The organism is Mesorhizobium sp. CNPSo 4684 (assembly GCF_057784315.1).
In genome coordinates this window covers 70,673-92,379 of record NZ_JBWLUX010000016.1, presented here as the reverse complement: position 1 = coordinate 92,379, position 21,707 = coordinate 70,673, and the positions used below count along the sequence as shown (strand labels likewise).

Below are 21,707 nucleotides of genomic sequence, written 5' to 3'. Positions count from 1 at the left end.
TCGTCACGTCACGGCCTCCCGCTGCGCGATCAGCATCGCCATGCGCTGCACGGCGCGCAATTCCATTTCCACGCCGGGCGACGATGCCAGCGCCGGCATGTTGAGCGCGACCACGGCCAACGGCTCGAGTGTCGCCAGCAGCACATGCGTCGCCTCGTATTTCTCGAACAGCCATGCCAGTTGCTCGCGTATGTCCTCGTCCACGGGCGCATCCGGCTGCACGTCGGCGAGCGAGCGCACCGGCGCCTGTTCCAGCGCCCGCGCCAGCACCTTCAGGTCGAAATCGCCGAGGTCGGCGGCCGGCAGGATCAGCGCGCCGTCGACGAGGATATGGTGCTGTAGGCCGCGCAGGAAGCGCGCGGAATCCGTCAGGTCGCCCTCGGCCATGTGCTTCAGCAGCGAGTCGCGGCGCTTTTCGGCGGTGAGGCTGACGCTGTCATTGTAGATGACGGCCAGCAGCGTCGCCGACAGCACGATCACCACGCCCTGCACGCTGCCGCGCCAGCCGAGATCATCGATGCCGCCCAGCGCCAGCCCGGCAAACACCGAGCTCAGCGCGATGACGGCAAAGGCGCCGATCGTGTCGCGGTGGCCGAGGCTCGCCCGCCCGAGACCAATGGTCAGCCAGCACAGGAACAGGATGGCGATCCCGCCGAGCCGCACCGGCACTTCGAACAGGCCGGGCCGATAGTCGGTGACCATGAACGGAAGGATCAGCAGCAGCGACAGCGCCATGCGCTCCACGGTGCGGTTCTCGGCCGCCGACAGGCTGTCGCGATCGCGCGTCATCACCAGCCAGCCGATGGCGACAAAACCACCGAACTGGAAGGCCAGAAGCATCGCCATCCGCCATGGCTCTGCAAGGCTTTCCGGGATCAGAGCCAGCAGGAGGAACAGCAGGGCGCCACTTGCGGCGAAGAATTTAAGCGCAAACGGCGCATGCCGGCGCAGCAAGCCCTCAGTCAGCAAAAGAGCTGCCAGCGGCAGCAGGCCCGCTGCCGCGATGGTGACGAAGCGGAAGAGGACGAGGCCGGTCGTCCAGTCCAGAATGCGGCAGGCGAGCAGCACCGCCAGCACACGCAACCCAAACAGGAAGCGGCGCGACAACCCATCGTCGCGCCCGCCGACGACCGATATCACGATCAGCAGGCCGAACAGCGCCGCCAGCGAGGTGATGGTGTCGGCGACGAGTGTGTCGTCGAAACTCATGGCTCCGCTGCCATCAGCTTGAGCGTGAAACGGCGTACCGCATCTGAGGCCGCTAGCGTGTCCATGGTCTCAGCACATTCCATTGCCGGCTCGAATCCGCCCAGTGAACCACCGGCAGCACCAGCCGCTGCAGCGTGGCGGCGGCACCCGCCACGGCAAGGGCGGCAAGCGAGCCGCGCGGCACCGCGTCGGCGAGATAGGTGCGCGCCGCCTGGAAACTCATCTGGCCGATCTGCAGCACGTCATCGCCGCGCCCATAGTCGAGCTCTTTCTGGCAGAACTCGTTATAGGTCTCGGCGCGGTGCTTGGCCGCCTCGTCGAAGGTTTTTTTCAGATCGTCCGAGCCGCCTGTATAGGCATTGGTGATGACGAAGCGCTCTTCGTCGAAACCCGCGTCGGGTCCGACGCCGAAGACATGGCGGTGGCGCGCCATGATCTGCCGCGCCAAAAGCACATGGGTCAGCGAGCGCCGCGCGCCGGCATGCGGTCCGGGAAATACATTGGTGAAGGCTTCGGCGACCATGCCGACGACGGCGGGCACCTGGGTGACGTTGGAGATCCAGATCGGCCGCAGCTGGTTGCGCAGGAACATCAGGAAGCAGGTCACGCCGTAGAGGATCCAGCTCAGCCCCCGGCTGCGATCGTCAGGGTCGACCATGACGAGGCCGAGGTGCAGGACCTCATACGGCTTGCCGGCCAGTGAAATCTCCATCAGCGCCAGCGCGTTGAAGGCGATCGGCCGCCCGTCGCTGCGCCGGTAGACGATGGTGATGATGGAATGTTCCAGCCGGCTGCGATCGCCGGAAAACACGCCATAGGTCAGGCTGCCGGCCTTCAGCGTCTTCGACGCCACCAGCCGCAGATCGCTGCTCAGCTGCTCCAGATCTGCCGCCGTCATCCAGCGTCCGGGCCGCTCCACGACGCGCGTCTCGTAGCCGTCGGACGCGCGCATGCGAACATCCATGAACCGACCCGGCAGCAGCTGCAGAACCGCCTTGAGCACTGTTTCCCCCCTGGGGCAAGAACGCCGACCGTATAGTGGTCGTCATCCACCTAAGGCGAGGTAAACCCGAGATGACAAGTCTTGGTTGTGCTCAACAAGGTAAAAGAACAGCTGCATCGCCGACCAGTGCGGACTCAGCTCTCCGCAGCGACGAGATGGCCGTTGCCGACATCGTTCAGCGCCAACTTCAGCGGCGCTTCGCCGATCTTGCGGGTCGCACTCGGTATCTCCTGGTCGAGACGGGCAAATCGGGTTCTGCGCTGCGCCGGGTCTGGCACCGGCACGGCTTCGATCAGCCGCCTGGTGTAGGGATGGCGCGGGTTGGAAAACACCTGGTCGCGTGTGCCCATTTCGACGATCTGGCCGAGATACATGACGGCGACGCGGTCGGAGATGTTCTCGACCACCGCCATATCATGCGAGATGAAGAGATATGCGACGCCGAATTCGCGCTGCAATTCCTTCAACAGATCGAGCACGCGCGCTTGCACCGAGACGTCGAGCGCCGAAACGCTTTCATCGGCGATGATCAGCTTTGGCCGCAGCGCCAGCGCCCGTGCAATGCAGACGCGCTGGCGCTGGCCGCCGGAGAATTCATGCGGATAGAGCTCCATCTGGTCGGGCGACAGGCCGACGCGCTCGAATAGCGCTGCCACGCGATCGCGGCGCTCATCCTTCGAGGCGATGCCGTGGATCACCAACGGCTCGGCGACGAGATCGCCGACACGCATGCGCGGATCGAGCGAGGCGAACGGGTCCTGGAAAATCATCTGCACGTCGCGGCGCACCGCTTTGCGCTCGACGCGGCCGAGACCGGAAAGATTGCGCCCGCCAATAACGATGTCACCGCTATACGGCACCAGCCCTGCCAGCGCTTTGGCGGTGGTCGACTTGCCGCAACCCGATTCGCCGACCAGCGCCAGCGTCTCGTTGGGCGCGATCGAGAAGCTGACGCCTTCGACGGCGTGGACGCGGCGGGTGACCTGGCCAAAGATGCCGCCGCGCAGATCGAAACGGACATGCAAGCCGTTGACCTCGGCGACATTGGCCGGTTTTGAGGCTTCAAGCACATCCCTGGATTTCTGACGCCCGACCCCGCTGCCGATGCGCGGCACCGCGGCCAGCAGCTCGCGCGTATAGTCGGCTTGCGGCCGGGCAAAGATATCGGCGGTCTTTCCCTCCTCGACCATGCGCCCATGCCGCATGATGATGACGCGGTCGGCCATTTCGGCGACCACGCCCATATCGTGGGTGATCAAGATGACACTGGTGCCGTGCTGACGCTGCAGGTCGCGCAACAGTTCCAGCACCTCGCCCTGCACGGTGACGTCGAGCGCCGTCGTCGGTTCGTCGGCGATCAGCACATCGGGCTCGAGCGCCAGCGCCATGGCGATCATCACCCGCTGGCGCATGCCGCCGGACAGCTCATGCGGAAACTGTTTTAGCCGGCTTTCGGCTTCAGAGATGCGCACCGCCTTGAGCGCCTCGATGGCGCGCTGGCGGGCCTCGGCCTGCGACAGGCTGGTATGCGCCTCGATGGATTCGGTCAGCTGCCGACCGATCGACAGCACCGGGTTGAGCGAGGTCATCGGCTCTTGGAAAATCATGGCGATGCGGTCACCGCGGATGCGCCGCATCTGGCGCTCGTCGAGGGTTGCCAGATCGGTGTTGCCGAGATGGATCTTGCCGGACGAAATACGCGCAGCCGGCTGCGGCAGGAGTTGCATGATCGCCAGTGCGGTCATCGACTTCCCGGAGCCAGACTCGCCGGCAATGCAGAGTGTCTCGCCACGCGCCAGCGTCAGCGACAGGTTGGAGACAACCTCCCGCTCACCGTCCTCGCCACGCACGCTGACGGAGAGGTTGGCGATGTCAAGGATTGTTTCGGGGATCGAGGTCATCGCAAGAGCGGGGTTCTGAGACGTTTATTCCGGCACGCCCCCCACCCGGACCTTCGGTCCGACCTCCCCACAAGGGGGAGGTAGGGCGCCGGCGCTTCACCCTCCCCCTTGTGGGAAGGGTCGCTGCGAAGCAGCGGGGTGGGGGGGCGGCGCCGACCTGACGTCATTCAAACACGCAGCGCGGAAAATAGAACGATACCACCCAGTTCGGCACGTCGACGATCTCGCTGATGCGAAGGTCGCCGCACACCGAAGCCAGCATATAAGCCTCGACCGGATCGATTTGGTACCGCCCAGCCAGCAGGTCGACCATCTGCGCGACCGCCTCCTTCGCACCCATCATCAGGTCCGGGCCGATGCCGGTCGTTACCTCATAACCCTTGGCGTCGAGATGGCGCGTCACCGGGCCCGACGTGGTGAAGCGCGGCGTCTTCAGCCTGGCGTCCTTGACCAGATCGAGCTTGAGCACGACGTCCATCGGGCTTTCGATCGCCGTGCCGCAGACCTCGCCGTCGCCTTGCGCGGCATGTGTATCACCAACCGAGAACAGCGCACCCGCCACTTCCACCGGCAGATAGAGTGTGGTGCCGGCGGCGAGGTCGCGGATGTCGAGATTGCCGCCGACGCGCCGCGGCGGCACCACCGAGTGAAGCCCCATCTCAGCCGGGGCGTTGCCGATGGTGCCGGCGAAAGGCTTCAGCGGCACGCGCGCATTTTTACCGAACAGCGCCGGCTCGAGCGAGGCGGCGTCGTATTTCCAGATGTTCAGCGCCGGCTCTGCAAAATCGTCGGCAAGCAGGCCGAAACCCGGAATGTTCGCCGTCCAGCCGAAGCCGGACGGTTTGAACAGTTCGATCGTCACCTTCAGCGCATCGCCCGGCTCCGCACCCTCGACGAAGATCGGTCCGGTCACCGGGTTGACCCTTTCGAAGTCGAGCTTGGCGACGTCGGCGACCGTGCTGTCGGCCTGAAGCTGGCCGCCCCCTGCATCTAGGCACTGGAACTCGATGGTCGCGCCGGGCGCCACCCGCTCGGCCGGGACAAACGAATTGTCCCAGCCGAAATGGTGATGGCGCCCGTGGATGGTGTAGTCGCAGTTACTGCACATCTTTTGCGTACACATTGTCATAGTTGATCGGGATATGAACCGGGTCGACATAGAGGTTGTCGGCGCCGCCCATGCGGGCCGATTTGAGCGTGAAACGCTGCTCGTTGAAGATCGGCGCCCAAGGCGCGTCCTCCATCACCTTGTCGTAGATGGCGCTCCACATCTTGTAGCGTTCGCCGGCCTTTGCCGGGTCGACCACCGAGTCGGCCTCGGCCGCCTTGGCGTCGAGATCCTTGTTGCAATACCACGACCAGTTCCAGCCGCCGGGCACCGCACCGGCGCAGCCGAGGATCGGGCCGTAGAAGTTCGACGGATCCGGGAAGTCGGCGATCCAGGCCATACCGCCGGACCAGATCATCGGCGCGCCGGCCTTGTCGCCGCCGGCCGCAATGACATTGGCCTGTGCCAGCGACTGGATGCTGGCCTTGATGCCGATCGCCGCCAGGTCCTGCTGGATCGCCTGGGCGATGCGCGGGTTAGGGTCGGTGTTCATGGCGAACAATTGCGTTTCGAAGCCATCGGGATGGCCGGCCTCGGCCAGCAGCGCCTTGGCCTTGGCGACGTCATAGGGATAGCCCTTGTAGTCCTTGTTGTAGCCGGGCATCGACGGCGGCAGCGGCTGGTTGGCGGGCACGGCGCGGTTGTTGATGATCTGGACGACGCGCGCCTTGTTGATCGCCATGTTGACGGCCTGGCGCACCTTCACATTGTCGAACGGCGCCATGGTGGTGTTCATGGTGACATAGCCGGTTTGCAGTTGGCCGCCTTCGACGACGCGCGCCTTCTGTTCGGGATCGGCCATCACCTCCTGGAACTTGGCCGGCGGAATGACGTCGCCGAGCACGTCGACCTCGCCTTTCTGCAGGCGCAGCAGCGCCACGATCGGCTCCTGGCCGATCTCGAAGGTGATCTTGTCGAGATGCGGCAGGCCCTTGTGCCAATAATCCGGGTTGCGCTCGAAGACGAGGCGCTGTCCAAGTGTCCACTCGGTGAGCTTGAAGGCGCCGGTACCGACCGGATGCCTGCCGAAATCCGCGCCGTATTTCTCGACCTCTTCCTTCGGCACGACATGGGCGAAGTTGATGGCCATGACATGCAGGAAGGTGGCGTCGGGGCGGGTCAGCTCGAACTTGACCGTATACGGATCGACGACGGTGACGCCGGACAGGCCCTCGGCCTTGCCGGCGGCGACATCGTCATAGCCCTTGATCGAGCCGAAGAAGCCGGCGCCGGGGCTCTGCGTCTTCGGATTGGTGACGCGGTCGAGCGAATATTTCACGTCGTCGGCGGTCATCTCGCGGCCATTGTGGAATTTCACGCCGTGGCGCAGCTTGAAGGTGAAGGTCTTGCCGTCCGGCGCAATCTCGTAGCTCTCAGCGAGGTCGGGCTTCAGATTGGTGGTGCCCGGCTCGTAATCCATCAGCCCGTCGAACAGGCTCTTGATCATCGACCAGTTCTGCCAGTCATAGCCGATCGCCGGATCGAGCGTGGCGACATCGTCCTTGTAGGTGACGATGATGGCGCCGCCCTGCTTGGCGTTCGGGTCGACGGCGTCTTCGGCACGGACGCTTGCCATGCCGAGCATCAGCGCCAGCGCCGATGCCGCGACGGTGGATGCAAGAAACTTTTTCATTGTTGTGTTCCCTTTCTCTGTTTGTTTTTCATTTTCATCTGAGTTTGATACGGGGATCGATGAAGGGCGCGATGATGTCGGCCAAGAGATTGCCGAGCACGATGGCGAAGGCCGACACCAGCGTGACGCCCATGATGATCGGAATGTCGACGCGCTGGATCGCCTGCCACGCCAGCTGGCCGATACCGGGCCAGCCGAACACGCTTTCGACGACGACGATGCCGCCCATGAAGATGCCGATGTCGATGCCGATCATGGCGATGACAGGCAGGATGGCGTTGGGCAGCGCGTGGCGGAAAATGATGGCGCTGCGCGCCAAACCCTTGGCGCGGGCGGTGCGGACATAGTCCTGGCGCAGCACGTCGATCATCGACGAGCGCATCATGCGCGCATACCAGCCGGCGCCGAGTATGCCCATGGTCAGCGACGGCAGCACGAGATGCCGCCAGGTGCCGTAGCCACCGATCGGAAACCAGCTCAGCCGCACCGCAAAGACGTAGAGCAGCAACAGCCCGACGACGAATTGTGGCGCCGAGACGCCGACGAAGGAAGCGACCATCAAGGTCTGGTCGGTGGCGGTGCCGCGCTTGACGGCGGCGATCAGGCCCATGCTCAGGCCGATCAGCAATTCGCACAGGATGGCGCCGACCATCAAAAGCAGGCTTGCCGGTAGCCGAGAGACAATCAGTTCGGTGACTTCTGAGCGCTGGATGTAGGAGCGGCCGAGATCGCCGCTGACGAGCTTTGTCAGATAGTGCCAGTACTGGACGACGAAGGGTTGGTCGAGGCCGAGCTGCTGGCGGATGTTTTCGACCGTCTGCGGCGTGGCGCTGCGGCCGGCGATCTGGCGCACAGGGTCGGCCGGCAAGAGGTAGAGCAGCGCAAAGGTGATCAGCGAGACGCCGAGCAGGATCAGCAGCGACTGGATCAGGCGGCGGCCGAGATAGGCGATCATGCCCGGCCTCTTTGCGTCGGATCGAGGATGTCGCGCAGCGCATCGCCGATCAGGTTGAAGGCCAGCGCCAGCGCCAGGATCGCCGCACCGGGAATGAACACCAGCCAGGGTGCGGCCTGGAAATAGGTCTGGTTTTCGAAAATGATGTTGCCCCACGACGCCGTTGGTGGCTGCACGCCAATGCCGAGGAAGGAGAGAGTCGCTTCCAGCAGCACCGTGGTCGAGATGCCGAGCGTGCCCCAGACGATGATGGTCGGCAGGAGATGCGGCAGGATGTGGCGAAACAGGATGCGCGGCGCACCGGCGCCGATGGTGCGTTCAGCGTCGATGAATTCACGCTCGGCGAGTGAGGATGTTTCGGTGTAGATGACGCGCGCGGTCTGCACCCAGTTGACCAGCGCGATGACCATGGCGACGATCCACAGACTCGGCTGGAACACCGCCGCCAGGCAGATGGCGAGCAGCAGGGCTGGGAACGCCATCATCAGATCGGTGAAGCGCATCAGCGCGCTACCGACCCAGCCGCGGAAATAGCCGGCGGTGACGCCGACCAGCGTGCCGATCAGAAGCGCCACGCCATTGGCGACAATGCCGATGATCAGCGAGGTGCGGGCGCCGTAGAGGATGCGGGTCAGCAGGTCGCGGCCGAGCAGGTCGGTGCCGAGCCAGTACTGGGCGCTCGGCGGCAGCGGCGAACCCTCGATGGTCAGGCCGTCGAACATCTGCTCATTGGGATCGTAGCCGGTCAGCCACGGCGCCAGGATGGCGCCGGCGACGACGATGGCAACGATGACCAGCCCGACCAGCGCCAGCCGGCGTTTGATCAGCCGGCGCCAGACGCCGGCGCGCGGCTTGACTGGCATGCGCACAGGCGTCGGGAAATCAGGCGCGATGGGACTGGTCATCGCCGCCTTCCTCACCCGTTGCTTCCTCGCCCGTTCCTTCCTCACTTGTCATCGCCACGATCCGGCGCGCTGCATCCTCGACGCTGATCTGCCAGCTCATCGCCAGCGAGCGCAGCTGCGCATAGGCGCGCTCGTCGTCGCTGCCCTTCGACAGCGCCGCCACCGCCCGCACGATGGTCTGGCGCTCGGCGACGCGCTGGCGCAGCGACGCAATTTCGCCGGCTAAATGTTTTCGCGCCTCGAAACTCTGCCTCGCGATCAGAAGCGCGCTGTACACACCGGCATTGCCGACCGGCTTCAAGAGTTGCGCATCGGCCTTGTGCGACAGCGCCCATTCGATGCGGCCGGGCGCCTCGGAACCAATCAGCGCCACCAGCGGCATCGGCGCCTCGCCCGGCTGCCACGGGAATTGCTCGTCAAAGCCGAGATCGGCGTCGAAGAAGACGAAATCGGCCGCCAGCGCCCCAGGCGGCAATTCCGGCCAGCAGTCGACAGTAATCAGGCCGATGGCCGACAATTGCCGGGTGATCGCCTGCACCGTCGGGTGCGGTCGATGCAGGATGAAAGCCCTGGCGCCGCCAAGATTGGGGATGCGCGCCCTGGTCACGACACCACCCTCAGGCGCGGACGGCCGAATGTCTTGGCGGGGTCGTAGCGGGACAGATACGGATCCGGCGCCACCTCATCCTCGCGACTGACGACCTCAAAGAAGCCGTCGGCGATCCGGCCGATGATCACCGGCAGTGTCGCGTGCTGGGAATGGGCGTCAATGGCGATCGGCCCGAGCCGCGTCGGGAAGCGCCGCTCGGCGAAGGCTTTGGAGAACTCCGCCGGACCGGCGTCGGCGTCGCGCGACAGCACCTCTGCCATCACTTGCACCGAGGCATAGGCGGAAGCCTCGAAGGACGAGGCGAAGGCAGCCGACCGCGGCGCGAAATACGGCCCGACCGACAAATGTCCCTTGCCGGTTTCGCCGATCGCCGGCAGTTCGCCCTCGGTGAGGTTGCAGGAAATGACCGGGCAGTTTTCCGGCCTGAACGCCGCATCCTCGTCGCCCAGATCGCGATAGGCGGCGAGGAGGGCATAGGACGAGGTGCCGATCAGATTGTTGAGGATGAAATTCGGCCGCGTTGCCCGGATTTCGGCGATCAGGCGCGACACATCGGTCTCGCCGATGCGCAGATAGCGTTCGCCCAGCACCTTGCCGCCGGCATCCGCGATCAGGTCGCGCGCCACGCGATTCATCTCCCAGCCCCAGATGTAGTTCGAACCGAGCAGGAAGCTGTTGGCGCCGAAGCGGGGCACGACATGCGCCATCAGCGGCACCAGGTGCTGGTTGGGGCAAGCGTGCATGTAAACGACGTGCTCGTTGGCCTCGAAGCCCTCATAGGGGCAGGCATACCAGAGCATGCCGCCAGCCTTCTCCAGCACGGGGATGGTCTCCTTGCGGCTCCACGAGGTGACGCAGCCCACGACATGGCGGGCGCTGCTGGTCCTGAAAATGTCTTCGCACAGCGTCGCGTAGCGATCGGCATTGCTTTGCGGATCGCGCTCGACCGGCACCAGTTCGATGCCCGAGCTGCGGTCGGCATTGATGTCGGCAATGGCGCGCATGGCGCCCATCCGGCACGCATCGGAGACCAGCTGATAGCTGCCCGAGCGCGAATAGAGGATGCCGATCTCGATACGCCGTTTCAAACTGGACCCCAGAAATGACAATGCCCCGCAGCCAGCACCGCAGGGGCGAGGCATACGAGGCATATTTGCCGCCCGGCGATCAGGGCCGGTATTTCGCCTTAGCGTATTCGCTCCGGCGGGTCAGTCAAGCCCTTACCGACGTCGACATGCAACGCCACGGCTCGCCAATCAGCCGTGACCAGCTATCTGGCTGTCGCTCTTTGACTGTGTTGGCGGGCATAGGCCACACAGGCGTCCACCGTACTGACACAAAGCGCGTCCCGTCTGTTCGGCAAATTGTTGTCGCCCGCGTAGGCGACTTCGGCGACGCGGCCGTTGGCCATGCGAATTTGCGTGTCGCAATAACCGCCGGGAGCGACATTGACGGAGCCGCCGACCGCCGGGATCGCGCCTACCGCCATGGTTGGGACGGCAATGCTGAGATTGCCGCGCTGAACGACCCGCTTGTAGGTCCAGATCTGGCCAGACCCGCCAACGTCTGCGGTGGCGGTCGGAAAGCCCGCGCACATTCGAACGTCGGCTTCGCTGAGGCCGACCATCTCCTTGCGGGCCGCCGCCGCCGTGGGCTCAACCTTGGCGATGCGTGATGTATCGTCGGGAATGACGCAGGAAGACTGGACGCCGACGACAAGCACAGGAAGGGCAAGCTTTCTAATACAGGAAAATGTCATACCGATTGTCAGATTTGCAATGCGCCCGGCCACGCTCTTTACCTAGGCAAACAGGCGAGCGGTTCAACCCGTTCAGCTTCACGAAAAGGTGGCCGAGCGAGGCGAGGTGTCGGAGTCGCCATCCTCCGCTTGCCATGGTGCTGATCGTGCGCTGCAAGAATGCCGAGAACGGGCTTGGCTTCTCGCCGCATGGCGCCGGGCGCAATTTTTCGCGCACCAAGCACGCGCGCATGCAGGCGGGGCGCAGCGACGCCGATACTTTGCGCAGGATCCCAAGGACATCGACCCCGCTTCTTCTCTGGCGTGACGGATATTTCGGAGCTGCCGAGCGCCTACAAGAATGCGGCCTCGATGCGCCGCCAGATCGAGCATTTCGGCCTGGCGGAGATCGTCGACGAGGTGCTGCCCTATGGCTGCATCAAGGCCGGTGACTGGGAGGCCAACGCGCCGTGGCGCAAGAAGCGGGAAGCGCGCTTGCACTAGGGGCGTTGATCGAAAAGGGGATGCAGGGCACAAAGCCCGCATCCCGCATCGGCTCCACCGCTACGTCATAGCCGGCTTTCAGGCCCACGCGGATGGTTGTTGAAAGCCGTTGGCAGGTCGTCGGCACATGCAAGCGTCAGGCAACAAGGTCGGTACCGTTCGCTGGACTCCACTTTACCGCAGCGTGAACATCAAAGGCGCCACGACAGCCGTACCGACCTTCTCTGGCGGTGGTGCGGGCACCGTCGCACCCTGCAGAATGCTCAGCGCGGCTCGATCGAGGTCCGCGTCACCCGATGATCGTGTCAGCCGGACGGAGGTCACCTTGCCCGAAGCGCTGACGACGAAGGTCACATTTGCGGTACCTACGGCGCGCCGCGACCTTGCCGCGCTCGGGTAGCGCTTGTGCCGATTGATCCATCCGATCAGCTGTGAGTTCCATTTGCTTGCACTGACCGATGATCCACTCGATTGCGAAGCCTTCGGCGCCGACGCTTGTTCGGCCACCTTCGCATCGACGCTGGCGGTCACGACCGCTTTCGCCGGCGCGGCCTTTTCCTTTTTCTCTTTCTTCGGGCGCGGCTTGGGCTTTTCGACCGTCTTCTTTGCCTTCTCGACCGGCTTGTCCTCCACCGGCTTGGCTAGCGGCAGCGGAATGACCACGTCCGGCGCCACGGTCGGGACGATGTCAGGTACGACCTCGTCCAGCGGCGGCGCCTGATCGGGCTGTTCGGCCGCTGCTGTCTCGACCGGTGCGGTCTCGTCGGGTTGAATCGCTTCCGCCTCATCGGTAACCGGCTCCGGCTTGTCGACGTCCGGTTCCACGACGGGTCTTGCGTCGGCGACGGTCTCCTCGACCTGGTTCGTCGGCTCCGGCGTCACCACATCGGCCATCGTGTCCTCAGGCACTGCCGGTGCGACCATCATCGGCGACAGTTCGATTGCCACCGCCGGCGGCGGGCCGCCATCCATCTCGTTCGCCAGGCTGAAATTCTGCACGGCATAGGCGATCGCGACATGTGCGCGGACAATGAGAATGGCCGCAGCCACCCACAAACCGATCTCGCGCGCGCCTGTGCGCGGCGGATCGGCCATGGGAACGGCGGCGGCCAGATGCGTCATGGGACGGCGCCTGGTTGCGGCGCCGCCGGATCCGCCGGCACCTCCAGCCCGACCAGCGCGATCTTCAGATAGCCGGCGCCGCGCAGGAGATTCATCACCTCCATCAGATCGCCATAGCCGACCGTCTTGTCGGCGCGCAGGAAGATGCGGGTCTGCTTGTCGCCCTTTGTCTTGCCGTCGAGCACGGCGGCAAAGGCCGCGCGCGGCACACTGTCATTGCCGATCGCCAGCGTCAGATCGTCCTTCAGCGTCAGGAACAGCGGCGTTTCCGGCCGCGGTGCCGGCGTCGCGGTCGAGCCCGGCAGATCGACATTGACGTCGACCGTCGCCAAAGGCGCCGCGACCATGAAGATGATCAGCAACACCAGGATGACATCGATGAACGGCGTGACGTTGATCTCGTGGTTTTCCTCAAGATCGCCGTCGACAGTCTCGCGAATTCTAGCCGCCATGGCCCATCACTCCGCCGCCAGCGCGGGCGCCTGCGGCACCGTGCGGAAATCCAGATCGCGGCTGACCAGCCGTTCGACGCCGGCCGACGCATCGGCGAGAATCTGCCGATAGCCGGATATGGAGCGCGCAAAGACGTTGTAGATGACAACAGCGGGAATGGCCGCGACCAGCCCCATCGCGGTGGCCAGCAGCGCCTCGGCGATGCCGGGTGCGACGACGGCGAGATTGGTGGTCTGCGCCTGCGAGATGCCGATAAAGGCATTCATGATGCCCCAGACGGTGCCGAACAGGCCGACAAAGGGCGCCGTCGAGCCGATCGTCGCCAGCACGCCGGTGCCGCGCGACATGCGCCGCGCCGCCGCCGCCTCGATGCGCGACAGGCGCGATGTGACGCGTTCCTTCAGCCCGTCGCCGGTCACGTGGTCGAGCGCGCTGGCCGAAAGCGCTGCCTCTTGCTCGGCTGCCTGCACCAGGAGCGCGCCGGGGCCGCCGCTGTTGCCTAGCGCACGACTGGCCTGCAGCAAGGTGGCGGCATTGCCGATTGCGCGCGCCGCGCGCCGGGCGCTGAGCTTGCCGAACAGAATTTCCAGCGACTTGGCCAGCCAGACCGTCCAGGTGACGAGGGAGGCGAAAGCAAGCCCGACCATCACCGCCTTGACGATGATGTCGGCGGCCATGAACATGCCCCAGGGCGACAGGTCGTGCGGCAGGATCAGTGAAATCGCCGAAGGATCAGGCTGCGCGGTTGCGCCGGGCTGGCTGGCCGGCACTGGCGCGGCCGGCGCGACTTGTCCGGCGGCTGGTAACGTCTGCGCGGCAGGCGCAGTCGGTGCCGCCTTTTCCACTGCCGCTGGCGGCGAGACTGGCGCCGGCTGGGCGGTTGCTGCTGGTTCCGTCGTAACCCTGGGCTGCGTGGCCGGTTGCGTGCTCGGCTGCTCTTGCGCAGCAGCGCTGCCGGCCGACAGCATGACCGCAGCCAGCGCCGCCAACAAACCATTTCTGGACATGCTTCGTCCTCGCTTCGTCATTGCACGTAACCGATGGGTTGGCCGGTGACGGGATGCGCAAACACCCCCATCTCGACGCCGAATATACCAGCCACGGATTCTGGCTTTCTCTCAAACGCGGCACGGCCGCTGGAAACCAATTCAGGCGGCCGTGCTCCCGCTTGACTATAAAACATGAGTTTACTAGTCAACAAACAAGATGGCTTTTTTGGCCAACGGTCTTTGGCGCGATACCGGCGCATCGTCTTTGTGTCGGTCCACCTTGCCGCGTCGCACTGAGGGATGGACGGCGGCGGCGTTGCTGGGCCACGATGCCGGGCAGCAATTGAGGCAAGCAGCCGATGATCAAGGCGACACCGTTCGATTTCCCCTATGACGGCCAGCTGGTGCCGCAAAATACCGCACTGCTGGTCATCGACCTGCAGGAGGATTTTCTCTCGCCATCGGGCTATTTCGCCAGGAAAGGGTATGACCCTGCGCCGCTGCGCGCCATCCTGCCGACGGTCAACCGATTGATCGCGGCCGCACGGTCGGTCGGCCTCACCATCATCCACACCAGGCAAGGCTATCGCGGCGACATGGCCGACATGACGCCTTACGAGAAATGGCGCCGCAAGCGGGCGGGCCTCGAAGCCACCGACGTGCTGCTGCGCTCCGGCCCCGGCTTCCAGATCGTCGCCGACATCGAGGTCGCGCCGCACGACATCATCGTCGACAAGACCTGCAACAGCGCCTTCACCTATACCGACCTTGAGCTTGTGCTGCGCGCGCGGGGCATCACGCATCTGATGTTTTCCGGCTGCACGACCGATGTCTGCGTCCACACCACGCTGCGCGAGGCCTGCGACCGTAATTTCCAGTGCCTGACGATCGCCGACGCCTGCGCCAGCGGTGACCAGTACGCGCATGAGGCGGCGCTACATATGGTGACGGTGGAGGATGGGGTTTTCGGCACACTGGCGGAATCGGGCGCTGTGCTGGCGGCGCTGGCGCGGTTGGGTGGGGAGGCGAGTTAGATTACCAAGGCTGGAGGGACAGCACCCCCCTCTGGCCTGCCGGCCATCTCCCCCGCAAGGAGGGAGATCAGGCGCTCAGCCGCTTTCGCAAATCTTCGACATTGAAAGACGCGCGACGCCTCAAAACAGCCAATCTCCCCCCTTGCGGGGGAGATGTCCGGCAGGACAGAGGGGGGGTGTGAAGGATCGCTACTTCCGTGCTTTCAACAAGCGCCGGCGGAACTTACCCTGCGGCGCGAACCTCCGCCCCAGCCCGCGCTACAAACGCCCCAGGCTGCGGCGCCTCGGCCTCGCGGCGCGCCAGCGAATTACGCAGGAGCGCGATCGTCTCGCGGCCGAGGCTGGCGATCTCGCACGGCCTGTCGATGCCGACGATCATGAACTCACCGATGCCCAGCGCCGCATAAGGCAACAGCGACAAGGCGATCTGTGCCGGCGGTCCGGAAAGCTCGATCGCCCTGTGGCCGGCCGCGGACGCATCGCCTTCCGGGCGGATCCGAACTGGAAGCGCAAAACGCAGCTTGCCGGCACGGCCATGTTCGGCGGCGGCGCTGCGCGCCCGCACCATCAGCTGGCGGATCTCATCGAGCGAACCAGCCGCCAGTTCGAACACATCGGCATGCCGTCCGGCTACCCGGAGCGCGGTGCCCGATTGGCCACCCATGCGGATGGTGATGTCGGCGCCATGCGGCCCTTTGCGCGGCACATAGCCGCCCTTGATGCTGTAGAAGGCGCCTTCATGGTCGAAGGGCTTGTCGTTCGACCACAGCCGCTTCAACAGCACCAGATATTCATCGATGCGCTGCCAGACCACGGTGTGGCCGACCGGGCGCGTTTCGGCATCGTCGTCATCCAGCGGCTCGCTCAGCATCCTCACCGACAGCCTGCCGCCGCTCCTGGCGTCGAGCGCCGCCAGTTGCCTGGCCGCAACCGCGGGCGCGACCACGCCGGCCCAATGCGTCAGCACCACTTCCAGCGACGAGGTGCGGTCGAGCGCCTGGGCGGCAATGTCCATATTGGTCAGAAGCCCGGCCTGATCGTCGACGACGATCCTCTGAAAGCCGGAATCCTCGATCAGCGACAGCTTTGTCGCCGTCTCGACGAAATCATAGAAGAAAGGCACGGCCGAACCGGCGTCGGCGGCCTGTGTTTTACCGGGAACATGCGTGAACTCGATCGGCATTGCCATCTCCTCCATCACGTTGGATGCATGCCGCTCAAACGTGGCTCCCCGGGTTTGGGGCAGCGACATGCAAAAAACAAAGCGGTCCGCGCCAAAGCGCATCCGCGTTCGGTTCATCAACTCCGGTTACCTGAAGGCGCTAGAGCGTTTCGCCACGGCGAACCGCTCTATCTCTTTGTTTCTCGCAATTCCCAAGGGAAAGCGCTACGCGCTTTTCCCGGGAAAACCGCTTCACACTTTTCCTGGAATTGCTTTGGGTCGCCACCCTTTCGGCCTGAACGGATCAGGGGATCAGGCCGAGCACGACGGCCCCGGTGAACGCGAACGCAAGGGCAAAGACGAGATAGGCGAAGGCGCCTGCATAGGCGGGGCGGAAAGCCTGGGCATTGGCCAGCCTCTGACTGTTGCGGTCCGTCTCGGCGTTCTGGATATAGGACATATCGACCTCCGTCTTGGCCATTAATCTATAAAATCAGTAGACTTTGTCGATTGCTATTTTTTGACTACCCGCAGAACAATTTTCTCAAATTTCCGTGTGAATTGGTCTGAGATTGCTGGGAGGCCGCGATTCGCGGCAAGCGACCAGCCAGCTTGGCCGGCCTTCACTTCGAGGATAGCATCGCCCTTCCCGCGTAAAAGCGGACGATTTCAATCAGGGGATAGGGAACAAAACATGGGTGCAAGACTGGCTGGCAAGGTCGCCATCATCTCGGGAGGCGCAACGGGAATGGGCGGAGCGGCGTCGGAATTGTTCGCGGCCGAAGGCGCCAAAGTGGCGATCATCGACCGCAACGGCGAGGCGGCGGCCGCAACCGCGGCGGCGATCCGGGCGCGGGGGCATATCGCCGAGCATTTCGTCGCCGATGTCTCTGATGAAGCGCAAGTCGAGGCAGCGGTGAAAGCGGCGACGGCGAAGCTCGGCCCGGCCACCGTGCTGTTCAACCATGCCGGCACCATCGTGATAAAACCGTTCCTGGAAACGACGGTGCAGGAGTGGGACTGGCTGCATGCCGTCAATGTCCGCTCCATGTTCCTGATGACCCGCGCCGTGCTGCCCGGCATGATCGCGGCCGGTGGTGGCTCGATCGTCTGCACCTCGTCGATCTCGGCGGTGGCGGCCACACCGATGGAGGTGCTCTACGACACCACAAAAGGCGCTTGCCACATGTTCGCGCGGGCGATTGCGGTCGAGTTCCGCGACCGCAACATCCGTTGCAACGCCGTCTGTCCCGGCTTCATCCGAACCCCGCACGGCCTGCGCGAGGTTGCCGATCTCGGCAAGCTCGGCGTCGATGTTTCAGACGCAGCGCTTGCCGCGCAGCAGGGTCGCATCGGTGAGCCGGAAGAGGTCGCAAAGGCCGCGCTGTATCTGGCCAGCGACGAATCCAGCTTCGTCAACGGTACGCATCTGTTCGTCGACAACGGCTTTACCGCGATGTGAGTATCCCAGGCTTAGTGCCCTTCCTCTCCCCCGTCGATCGGGGAGAAGAAAAGATGCCAAGCCCGTCTACCGCTCTTCCCGTCGAAACGGCTTCAGCAGCGCTGACGGCGCCACCGCGTTGCGCGACATCACGGCCATCGCCACGATGGTGAAGATGAACGGCAGCATCAGGAACGCTTCGTAAGGGATATGCCCGAGCCCGCTCGCCTGCATGCGCAGTTGCAAGGCATCGACGAAGGCGAACAGCAGTGCGGCGCCAGCCGAGCGCCACGGGTCCCAGCGGCCGAACACGACCAGCGCGATCGCCACCCAGCCACGCCCGGAGACGACGCCGAAGGTGAAGGCGTTGAACTGGGCCATGGTGAGGAAGGCACCGGCGAGCCCCATCAGCGCGCCGCCGAGGATGACCGCCTGGAAGCGCGTGGCAATGACGCTGACGCCGGCGGAATCGGCAGCGCGCGGGTTTTCCCCGACCATGCGCACAGACAGGCCCCAAGGCGTGCGGTAGAGTATGAAGGCGGCGAGCGGGATGGCGATGATCGCCATGTAGACCAGCACAAACTGGTTGAACACCGCCGGGCCCAGAACGGGAATGTCGGAGAGGATCGGGATAGGCAGGGTCTGAAAACCCTTGATGCTCGGCGGCACCGATTGCTGGCCGAAGATCAGCCGGTAGAGGAAATAGGCAAGACCCGACGAGAACAAGGTCACGCCGATGCCGCAGACATGCTGGCTAAGGCCGAGCACGACTGTGAACAGCGCATGCAGCGCCCCCATCAGCATGCCGGTCAATACGGCCGCCAGCACGCCGAGCCACAGGCTGCCGCTGAGACTGGCGGCGGTGAAGCCGGTCATCGCCGACAAGAGCATGATGCCTTCGATGCCAAGATTGAGCACGCCGGCGCGCTCGGAAAACATTTCGCCGAGCGTCGCGAAAGCCAGCGGCGTGGCGATACGGATGATGGCGGCGAGAAAACCCACCTGAAAAATCTGTTCGAACACCGCGCTCATGCGGGTGCCCCCACGCGGCGGATGCGGTAGGCCGTGAAGAGCAGCGCCACCAACATGGCAAGCAGCGCGGTTCCCTGGATGACGTCGCTGAGGAAGGCCGGCACGCCGGTGGCGCGCGACATCGCCTCGGCGCCGGTCATCACGGCGGCCAGGAAGATCGCCGCCGGCACGACACCGAGCGGATTGAGCCTGGCCAGCATGGCAACGACGATGCCGGAATAACCGTAGCCCGGCGAGATGTCGCTCATCACCTGGAAATGCACGCCGCCGACTTCGCCGACGCCGGCGAGCCCGGCCAGCGCGCCCGACAGCAGCGCCGTCGAGATCAGCACCCGCTCGACATGGATGCCGCCATAGCGGGCGGCCTCCGGGCTTTCGCCGGTGACCCGGATGCGGAAGCCGAGCGTGGTGCGCACGATCAGGAACCAGACCAAGGGTGCCGCGATCAGCGCCGCGATGGCGCCGAGATGCAGCCTTGTGCCTTCGAGCAGCACCGGGAAATTCGCCGAATCCTCGATCGGCGGCGAGATCGGATAGCCGCTGAAACTATCCTTCCACGGTCCCTCGATCAGCGCCATCAGCGCGTAGTAGATGACCGAGTTGAGCAGCAGCGAGCTGACGACGTCATCGACCTTGAATTTTACGCGCAACGTCGCCGGCACCAGCGCGACAGCGGCACCGGCAGCAGCGCCCGCCAGCGCCATCAACAGGATTGCGACCGCCCCCGGCATCGGGATGGCGCCGACGAAGCAGCTGGCGACGGCGCCGGCCAGCAATTGGCCTTCCGCGCCGATGTTCCAGAATTTGGCCCGGAAGGCCACCGCTACCGCCAGCCCGGTGAATATCATGGGTGCTGCGCGCACCAGCGTTTCGGTGATGGCGTAGCTGTCGCCGAACGAGGCCGACAGCATCACGCCATAGGCCTCGAGCACCCCAGCGCCGGCCAGCGCGATGAGCCCGCTGCAGAGCACAAGCGTGGCAGCGATGGCGATGATCGGCAGCGCCAGGTTGAACCAGGCAGGGGTCGAGGTGCGGGCCTCCAGGCGGAACATCAGCTACGGCCCTCCACCCTCAGCGCAGCTGTCCCACCGATGTATCCGGTGTTGGCGCCGCCCCTCATCCTCCTGCCGGCACCTTCTCCCCGTATAGGGACGGGGAGAAGGGGGCTGTTTGCGGCCTCGGCACTTTTCCTGCAACGCCGGCGATTGGCGAAAGCCGTGATGAGAGCGCCCCTCTCCCCGTCTCTATACGGGGAGGGGATGCCGGCAGGCAGGTGAGGGGCAGCGCGGACGGCCAAAGCACTATGTTGTGGGCAATATCCGAGGAAGTCAGCCAACAGCATTGTTCAAGCCCTTCCCTCCGCCCCGGTCATCAGCAGTCCGAGCCGTGCGATCGTGGCGTCAGCGCTGTCGAGCGTCCCCGCGATGCGGCCCTCATACATCACCGCGATGCGGTCGCAGAGCACCAGCAGCTCCTCGAGATCCTCGCCGATGACGACGATGCCGCAGCCCTTGGCGCGCATGTCGAGGAACTTTTCGTGGATGAAGCGGGCGGCACCGATATCGAGGCCGCGCGTCGGCTGCGAGACGATCAGAACCTTCGGATCGAAAGCGAGCTCTCGCGCTAGCAGCGCTTTCTGCAGATTACCCCCCGACAGCGCGCCGGCGCGGGTCATCGGCCCCGGGCACCTGATATCATAGGCCTTGATCTGTTCCTCCGCGAAGGCGCGGATCGCATCCGGCTTGAGCAGGCCCTTGCTGCTGAATGCCGCCGTGCCGATGCGCGGCAGCACCATGGAATCGGCGAGCGGCAGATTGGTCACCAGCCCGGTCGTCATGCGGTCTTCCGGAATGCGGCCAAGACCCAGTGCCTGCACCTCACGCGGCGAGAACCGCGTCACTGCTTTGCCGGCTATCGTCATCGCGCCGGCATCAGGCGCGCGCACCCCGGAAATCACTTCGGCCAGCGCCCGCTGGCCGTTGCCGGAGACGCCGGCAATGCCGAGGATCTCGCCGGCTCGCACCGACAGCGATATATCGCGCAGCGGCGTGCCCGCGTGCCGTGAGGTGGAAATGCCGTCAAGCGTCAGCACTTCCGCGCCCGGCGTCGACGGCCCCCTTGCCGGCGGCACGATTTCGTGGCCGCACATCAGCTGCGCCATCTCAGACGACGTCGTGTTGGCGGGATCGTCAACGCGGCCGGCGACGCGGCCATGCCGCAGCACGGTGCAGCGATGGGTAAGCGCCCGCACCTCGTTCAGCTTGTGCGAGATGAAGATGATGCCGAAGCCTTGCGCCGCCATCGAACGCAATGCCGAAAACAACCCGTCGACCTCGCTCGGAGCCAGCACCGCCGTCGGTTCGTCGAGGATCAAAAGCCTCGCACCGCGAAACAGCGCCTTGACGATTTCAAGCCGCTGCTGCTCGCCGACCGACAGCGCAGAGACCGGCAGATTGGGGTCCAGCGTCAGCCCATGCTGTTTGCTGATGTCGGACAACCGGGCAAGCCCGCCGGTGCGATCGATGCGGCCGGATTTGCCTGGTATGCCGATGAGCAGGTTTTCCAGAACCGTCAGCCGCGGCGCCAGATGAAAATGCTGATGCACCATGCCGATACCGGCGGCCAGTGCATCGGCCGAACTGGTAATCCGCACCGGCTCGCCCTGGATGAGTATTTCGCCGGCATCCGGCGCATAGGCGCCGAACAGCACGTTCATCAGCGTCGTCTTGCCGGCGCCGTTTTCGCCCAGCAGCCCGAGGATTTCGCCGGGCGCGACGCTGAGGTCGACCGCCTCGTTCGCCTTGACGGCGCCGAAGCTCTTGGTGATGCCGCGCATTTCGATGAGAGGGGCGGACAAGGATGCTCCTGCGCTGATACCCCTCCCCCCTCGAGGGGGTGAGGAGCGGTG

The 21,707-nt window shown here is 64.8% G+C and carries 21 protein-coding genes; 3 read left to right on the top strand and 18 right to left on the bottom strand.

Going from position 1 to position 21,707, the window contains the following annotated elements; genetic code table 11:
* Positions 1-3 precede the first annotated feature (3 nt).
* The 10 genes from AC04SG_RS17195 to AC04SG_RS17150 form a co-directional block, all read right to left on the bottom strand.
* The gene (locus AC04SG_RS17195) at positions 4-1,209 is read right to left on the bottom strand and encodes a hypothetical protein (protein ID WP_488552002.1); all 1,206 of its coding nucleotides are present in this window, start codon (positions 1,207-1,209) and stop codon (positions 4-6) included.
* Between the two features lie 52 nt (positions 1,210-1,261).
* The gene (locus tag AC04SG_RS17190) at positions 1,262-2,212 is read right to left on the bottom strand and encodes a hypothetical protein (protein WP_488552001.1); all 951 of its coding nucleotides are present in this window, start codon (positions 2,210-2,212) and stop codon (positions 1,262-1,264) included.
* Positions 2,213-2,346: 134 nt separating this feature from the next.
* Entirely contained in the window at positions 2,347-4,113 is a 1,767-nt protein-coding gene (locus tag AC04SG_RS17185; RefSeq protein WP_488552000.1) for an ABC transporter ATP-binding protein, read from the bottom strand.
* A gap of 163 nt (positions 4,114-4,276) precedes the next feature.
* Complete coding sequence (locus AC04SG_RS17180) at positions 4,277-5,221, bottom strand: acetamidase/formamidase family protein (RefSeq protein ID WP_488551999.1); 945 nt, start codon at positions 5,219-5,221, stop codon at positions 4,277-4,279.
* Positions 5,211-6,854 (bottom strand): ABC transporter substrate-binding protein, encoded by a 1,644-nt coding sequence (locus AC04SG_RS17175; RefSeq protein ID WP_488551998.1) that lies wholly within the window; start codon positions 6,852-6,854, stop codon positions 5,211-5,213. The genes AC04SG_RS17180 and AC04SG_RS17175 overlap by 11 nt, the downstream gene beginning before the upstream one ends.
* Positions 6,855-6,888: 34 nt before the next feature.
* On the bottom strand, positions 6,889-7,809 hold the full coding sequence (locus AC04SG_RS17170; RefSeq protein ID WP_023815305.1) for an ABC transporter permease: 921 nt from the start codon (positions 7,807-7,809) through the stop codon (positions 6,889-6,891).
* The gene (locus tag AC04SG_RS17165) at positions 7,806-8,672 is read right to left on the bottom strand and encodes an ABC transporter permease (protein ID WP_488552044.1); all 867 of its coding nucleotides are present in this window, start codon (positions 8,670-8,672) and stop codon (positions 7,806-7,808) included. Before AC04SG_RS17165 ends, AC04SG_RS17170 begins: the two co-directional genes overlap by 4 nt.
* 19 nt (positions 8,673-8,691) lie before the next feature.
* The gene (locus AC04SG_RS17160) at positions 8,692-9,321 is read right to left on the bottom strand and encodes an ANTAR domain-containing response regulator (RefSeq protein ID WP_488551997.1); all 630 of its coding nucleotides are present in this window, start codon (positions 9,319-9,321) and stop codon (positions 8,692-8,694) included.
* Positions 9,318-10,412 (bottom strand): transporter substrate-binding protein, encoded by a 1,095-nt coding sequence (locus AC04SG_RS17155; protein ID WP_488551996.1) that lies wholly within the window; start codon positions 10,410-10,412, stop codon positions 9,318-9,320. Before AC04SG_RS17155 ends, AC04SG_RS17160 begins: the two co-directional genes overlap by 4 nt.
* Before the next feature lie 182 nt (positions 10,413-10,594).
* Complete coding sequence (locus AC04SG_RS17150; RefSeq protein ID WP_488551995.1) at positions 10,595-11,083, bottom strand: hypothetical protein; 489 nt, start codon at positions 11,081-11,083, stop codon at positions 10,595-10,597.
* Between the two features lie 303 nt (positions 11,084-11,386).
* Between AC04SG_RS17150 and AC04SG_RS17145 the strand changes: the two genes are divergently transcribed.
* Entirely contained in the window at positions 11,387-11,566 is a 180-nt protein-coding gene (locus tag AC04SG_RS17145) for a hypothetical protein (protein ID WP_488551994.1), read from the top strand.
* Between the two features lie 174 nt (positions 11,567-11,740).
* Here AC04SG_RS17145 and AC04SG_RS17140 read toward each other — a convergent pair whose 3' ends face one another.
* Genes AC04SG_RS17140 through exbB form a run of 3 tightly spaced genes read right to left on the bottom strand, consistent with a single transcriptional unit; the run spans position 11,741 to position 14,148 of the window.
* Entirely contained in the window at positions 11,741-12,688 is a 948-nt protein-coding gene (locus AC04SG_RS17140) for an energy transducer TonB family protein (RefSeq protein WP_488551993.1), read from the bottom strand.
* A complete protein-coding gene (exbD, locus tag AC04SG_RS17135; RefSeq protein ID WP_488551992.1) occupies positions 12,685-13,140 on the bottom strand; it encodes a TonB system transport protein ExbD in 456 nt (151 codons plus the stop codon). The genes AC04SG_RS17140 and exbD overlap by 4 nt, the downstream gene beginning before the upstream one ends.
* 6 nt (positions 13,141-13,146) lie before the next feature.
* Positions 13,147-14,148, bottom strand: coding sequence for a tonB-system energizer ExbB (gene exbB, locus AC04SG_RS17130; protein ID WP_488551991.1), 1,002 nt, complete (start codon positions 14,146-14,148; stop codon positions 13,147-13,149).
* A gap of 341 nt (positions 14,149-14,489) precedes the next feature.
* Between exbB and AC04SG_RS17125 the strand changes: the two genes are divergently transcribed.
* Entirely contained in the window at positions 14,490-15,164 is a 675-nt protein-coding gene (locus AC04SG_RS17125; protein WP_488551990.1) for a cysteine hydrolase family protein, read from the top strand.
* A gap of 223 nt (positions 15,165-15,387) precedes the next feature.
* Here AC04SG_RS17125 and AC04SG_RS17120 read toward each other — a convergent pair whose 3' ends face one another.
* Positions 15,388-16,347: an LLM class flavin-dependent oxidoreductase gene (locus tag AC04SG_RS17120; RefSeq protein WP_488551989.1), complete on the bottom strand. Its 960-nt coding sequence runs from the start codon at positions 16,345-16,347 to the stop codon at positions 15,388-15,390.
* Positions 16,348-16,630: 283 nt separating this feature from the next.
* Positions 16,631-16,786 (bottom strand): hypothetical protein, encoded by a 156-nt coding sequence (locus AC04SG_RS17115; RefSeq protein ID WP_488551988.1) that lies wholly within the window; start codon positions 16,784-16,786, stop codon positions 16,631-16,633.
* 234 nt (positions 16,787-17,020) lie between these two features.
* Here AC04SG_RS17115 and AC04SG_RS17110 point away from each other — a divergent pair, with 234 nt between their 5' ends.
* The gene (locus AC04SG_RS17110; protein ID WP_488551987.1) at positions 17,021-17,788 is read left to right on the top strand and encodes an SDR family NAD(P)-dependent oxidoreductase; all 768 of its coding nucleotides are present in this window, start codon (positions 17,021-17,023) and stop codon (positions 17,786-17,788) included.
* Between the two features lie 66 nt (positions 17,789-17,854).
* Here AC04SG_RS17110 and AC04SG_RS17105 read toward each other — a convergent pair whose 3' ends face one another.
* The 3 genes from AC04SG_RS17105 to AC04SG_RS17095 all read right to left on the bottom strand — a co-directional run bounded on the left by AC04SG_RS17105 (position 17,855) and on the right by AC04SG_RS17095 (position 21,656).
* On the bottom strand, positions 17,855-18,799 hold the full coding sequence (locus AC04SG_RS17105) for an ABC transporter permease (RefSeq protein ID WP_488551986.1): 945 nt from the start codon (positions 18,797-18,799) through the stop codon (positions 17,855-17,857).
* Positions 18,796-19,851, bottom strand: coding sequence for an ABC transporter permease (locus AC04SG_RS17100; protein WP_488551985.1), 1,056 nt, complete (start codon positions 19,849-19,851; stop codon positions 18,796-18,798). The genes AC04SG_RS17105 and AC04SG_RS17100 overlap by 4 nt, the downstream gene beginning before the upstream one ends.
* Before the next feature lie 293 nt (positions 19,852-20,144).
* A complete protein-coding gene (locus AC04SG_RS17095; protein ID WP_488551984.1) occupies positions 20,145-21,656 on the bottom strand; it encodes an ABC transporter ATP-binding protein in 1,512 nt (503 codons plus the stop codon).
* Positions 21,657-21,707 lie beyond the last annotated feature (51 nt).

What these genes read in the sequence shown, in the direction of transcription:
- AC04SG_RS17125 (WP_488551990.1), top strand. Translation starts at nt 14,490, where the DNA reads ATGATCAAGGCGACACCGTTCGATTTCCCCTATGACGGCCAGCTGGTG.
- exbB (WP_488551991.1), bottom strand. Translation starts at nt 14,148, where the DNA reads ATGTCCAGAAATGGTTTGTTGGCGGCGCTGGCTGCGGTCATGCTGTCG.
- exbD (WP_488551992.1), bottom strand. Translation starts at nt 13,140, where the DNA reads ATGGCGGCTAGAATTCGCGAGACTGTCGACGGCGATCTTGAGGAAAAC.
- AC04SG_RS17120 (WP_488551989.1), bottom strand. Translation starts at nt 16,347, where the DNA reads ATGCCGATCGAGTTCACGCATGTTCCCGGTAAAACACAGGCCGCCGAC.
- AC04SG_RS17100 (WP_488551985.1), bottom strand. Translation starts at nt 19,851, where the DNA reads ATGTTCCGCCTGGAGGCCCGCACCTCGACCCCTGCCTGGTTCAACCTG.
- AC04SG_RS17165 (WP_488552044.1), bottom strand. Translation starts at nt 8,672, where the DNA reads ATGCCAGTCAAGCCGCGCGCCGGCGTCTGGCGCCGGCTGATCAAACGC.
- AC04SG_RS17180 (WP_488551999.1), bottom strand. Translation starts at nt 5,221, where the DNA reads ATGTGCAGTAACTGCGACTACACCATCCACGGGCGCCATCACCATTTC.
- AC04SG_RS17185 (WP_488552000.1), bottom strand. Translation starts at nt 4,113, where the DNA reads ATGACCTCGATCCCCGAAACAATCCTTGACATCGCCAACCTCTCCGTC.
- AC04SG_RS17140 (WP_488551993.1), bottom strand. Translation starts at nt 12,688, where the DNA reads ATGACGCATCTGGCCGCCGCCGTTCCCATGGCCGATCCGCCGCGCACA.
- AC04SG_RS17175 (WP_488551998.1), bottom strand. Translation starts at nt 6,854, where the DNA reads ATGAAAAAGTTTCTTGCATCCACCGTCGCGGCATCGGCGCTGGCGCTG.
- AC04SG_RS17170 (WP_023815305.1), bottom strand. Translation starts at nt 7,809, where the DNA reads ATGATCGCCTATCTCGGCCGCCGCCTGATCCAGTCGCTGCTGATCCTG.
- AC04SG_RS17150 (WP_488551995.1), bottom strand. Translation starts at nt 11,083, where the DNA reads ATGACATTTTCCTGTATTAGAAAGCTTGCCCTTCCTGTGCTTGTCGTC.
- AC04SG_RS17105 (WP_488551986.1), bottom strand. Translation starts at nt 18,799, where the DNA reads ATGAGCGCGGTGTTCGAACAGATTTTTCAGGTGGGTTTTCTCGCCGCC.
- AC04SG_RS17195 (WP_488552002.1), bottom strand. Translation starts at nt 1,209, where the DNA reads ATGAGTTTCGACGACACACTCGTCGCCGACACCATCACCTCGCTGGCG.
- AC04SG_RS17115 (WP_488551988.1), bottom strand. Translation starts at nt 16,786, where the DNA reads ATGTCCTATATCCAGAACGCCGAGACGGACCGCAACAGTCAGAGGCTG.
- AC04SG_RS17110 (WP_488551987.1), top strand. Translation starts at nt 17,021, where the DNA reads ATGGGTGCAAGACTGGCTGGCAAGGTCGCCATCATCTCGGGAGGCGCA.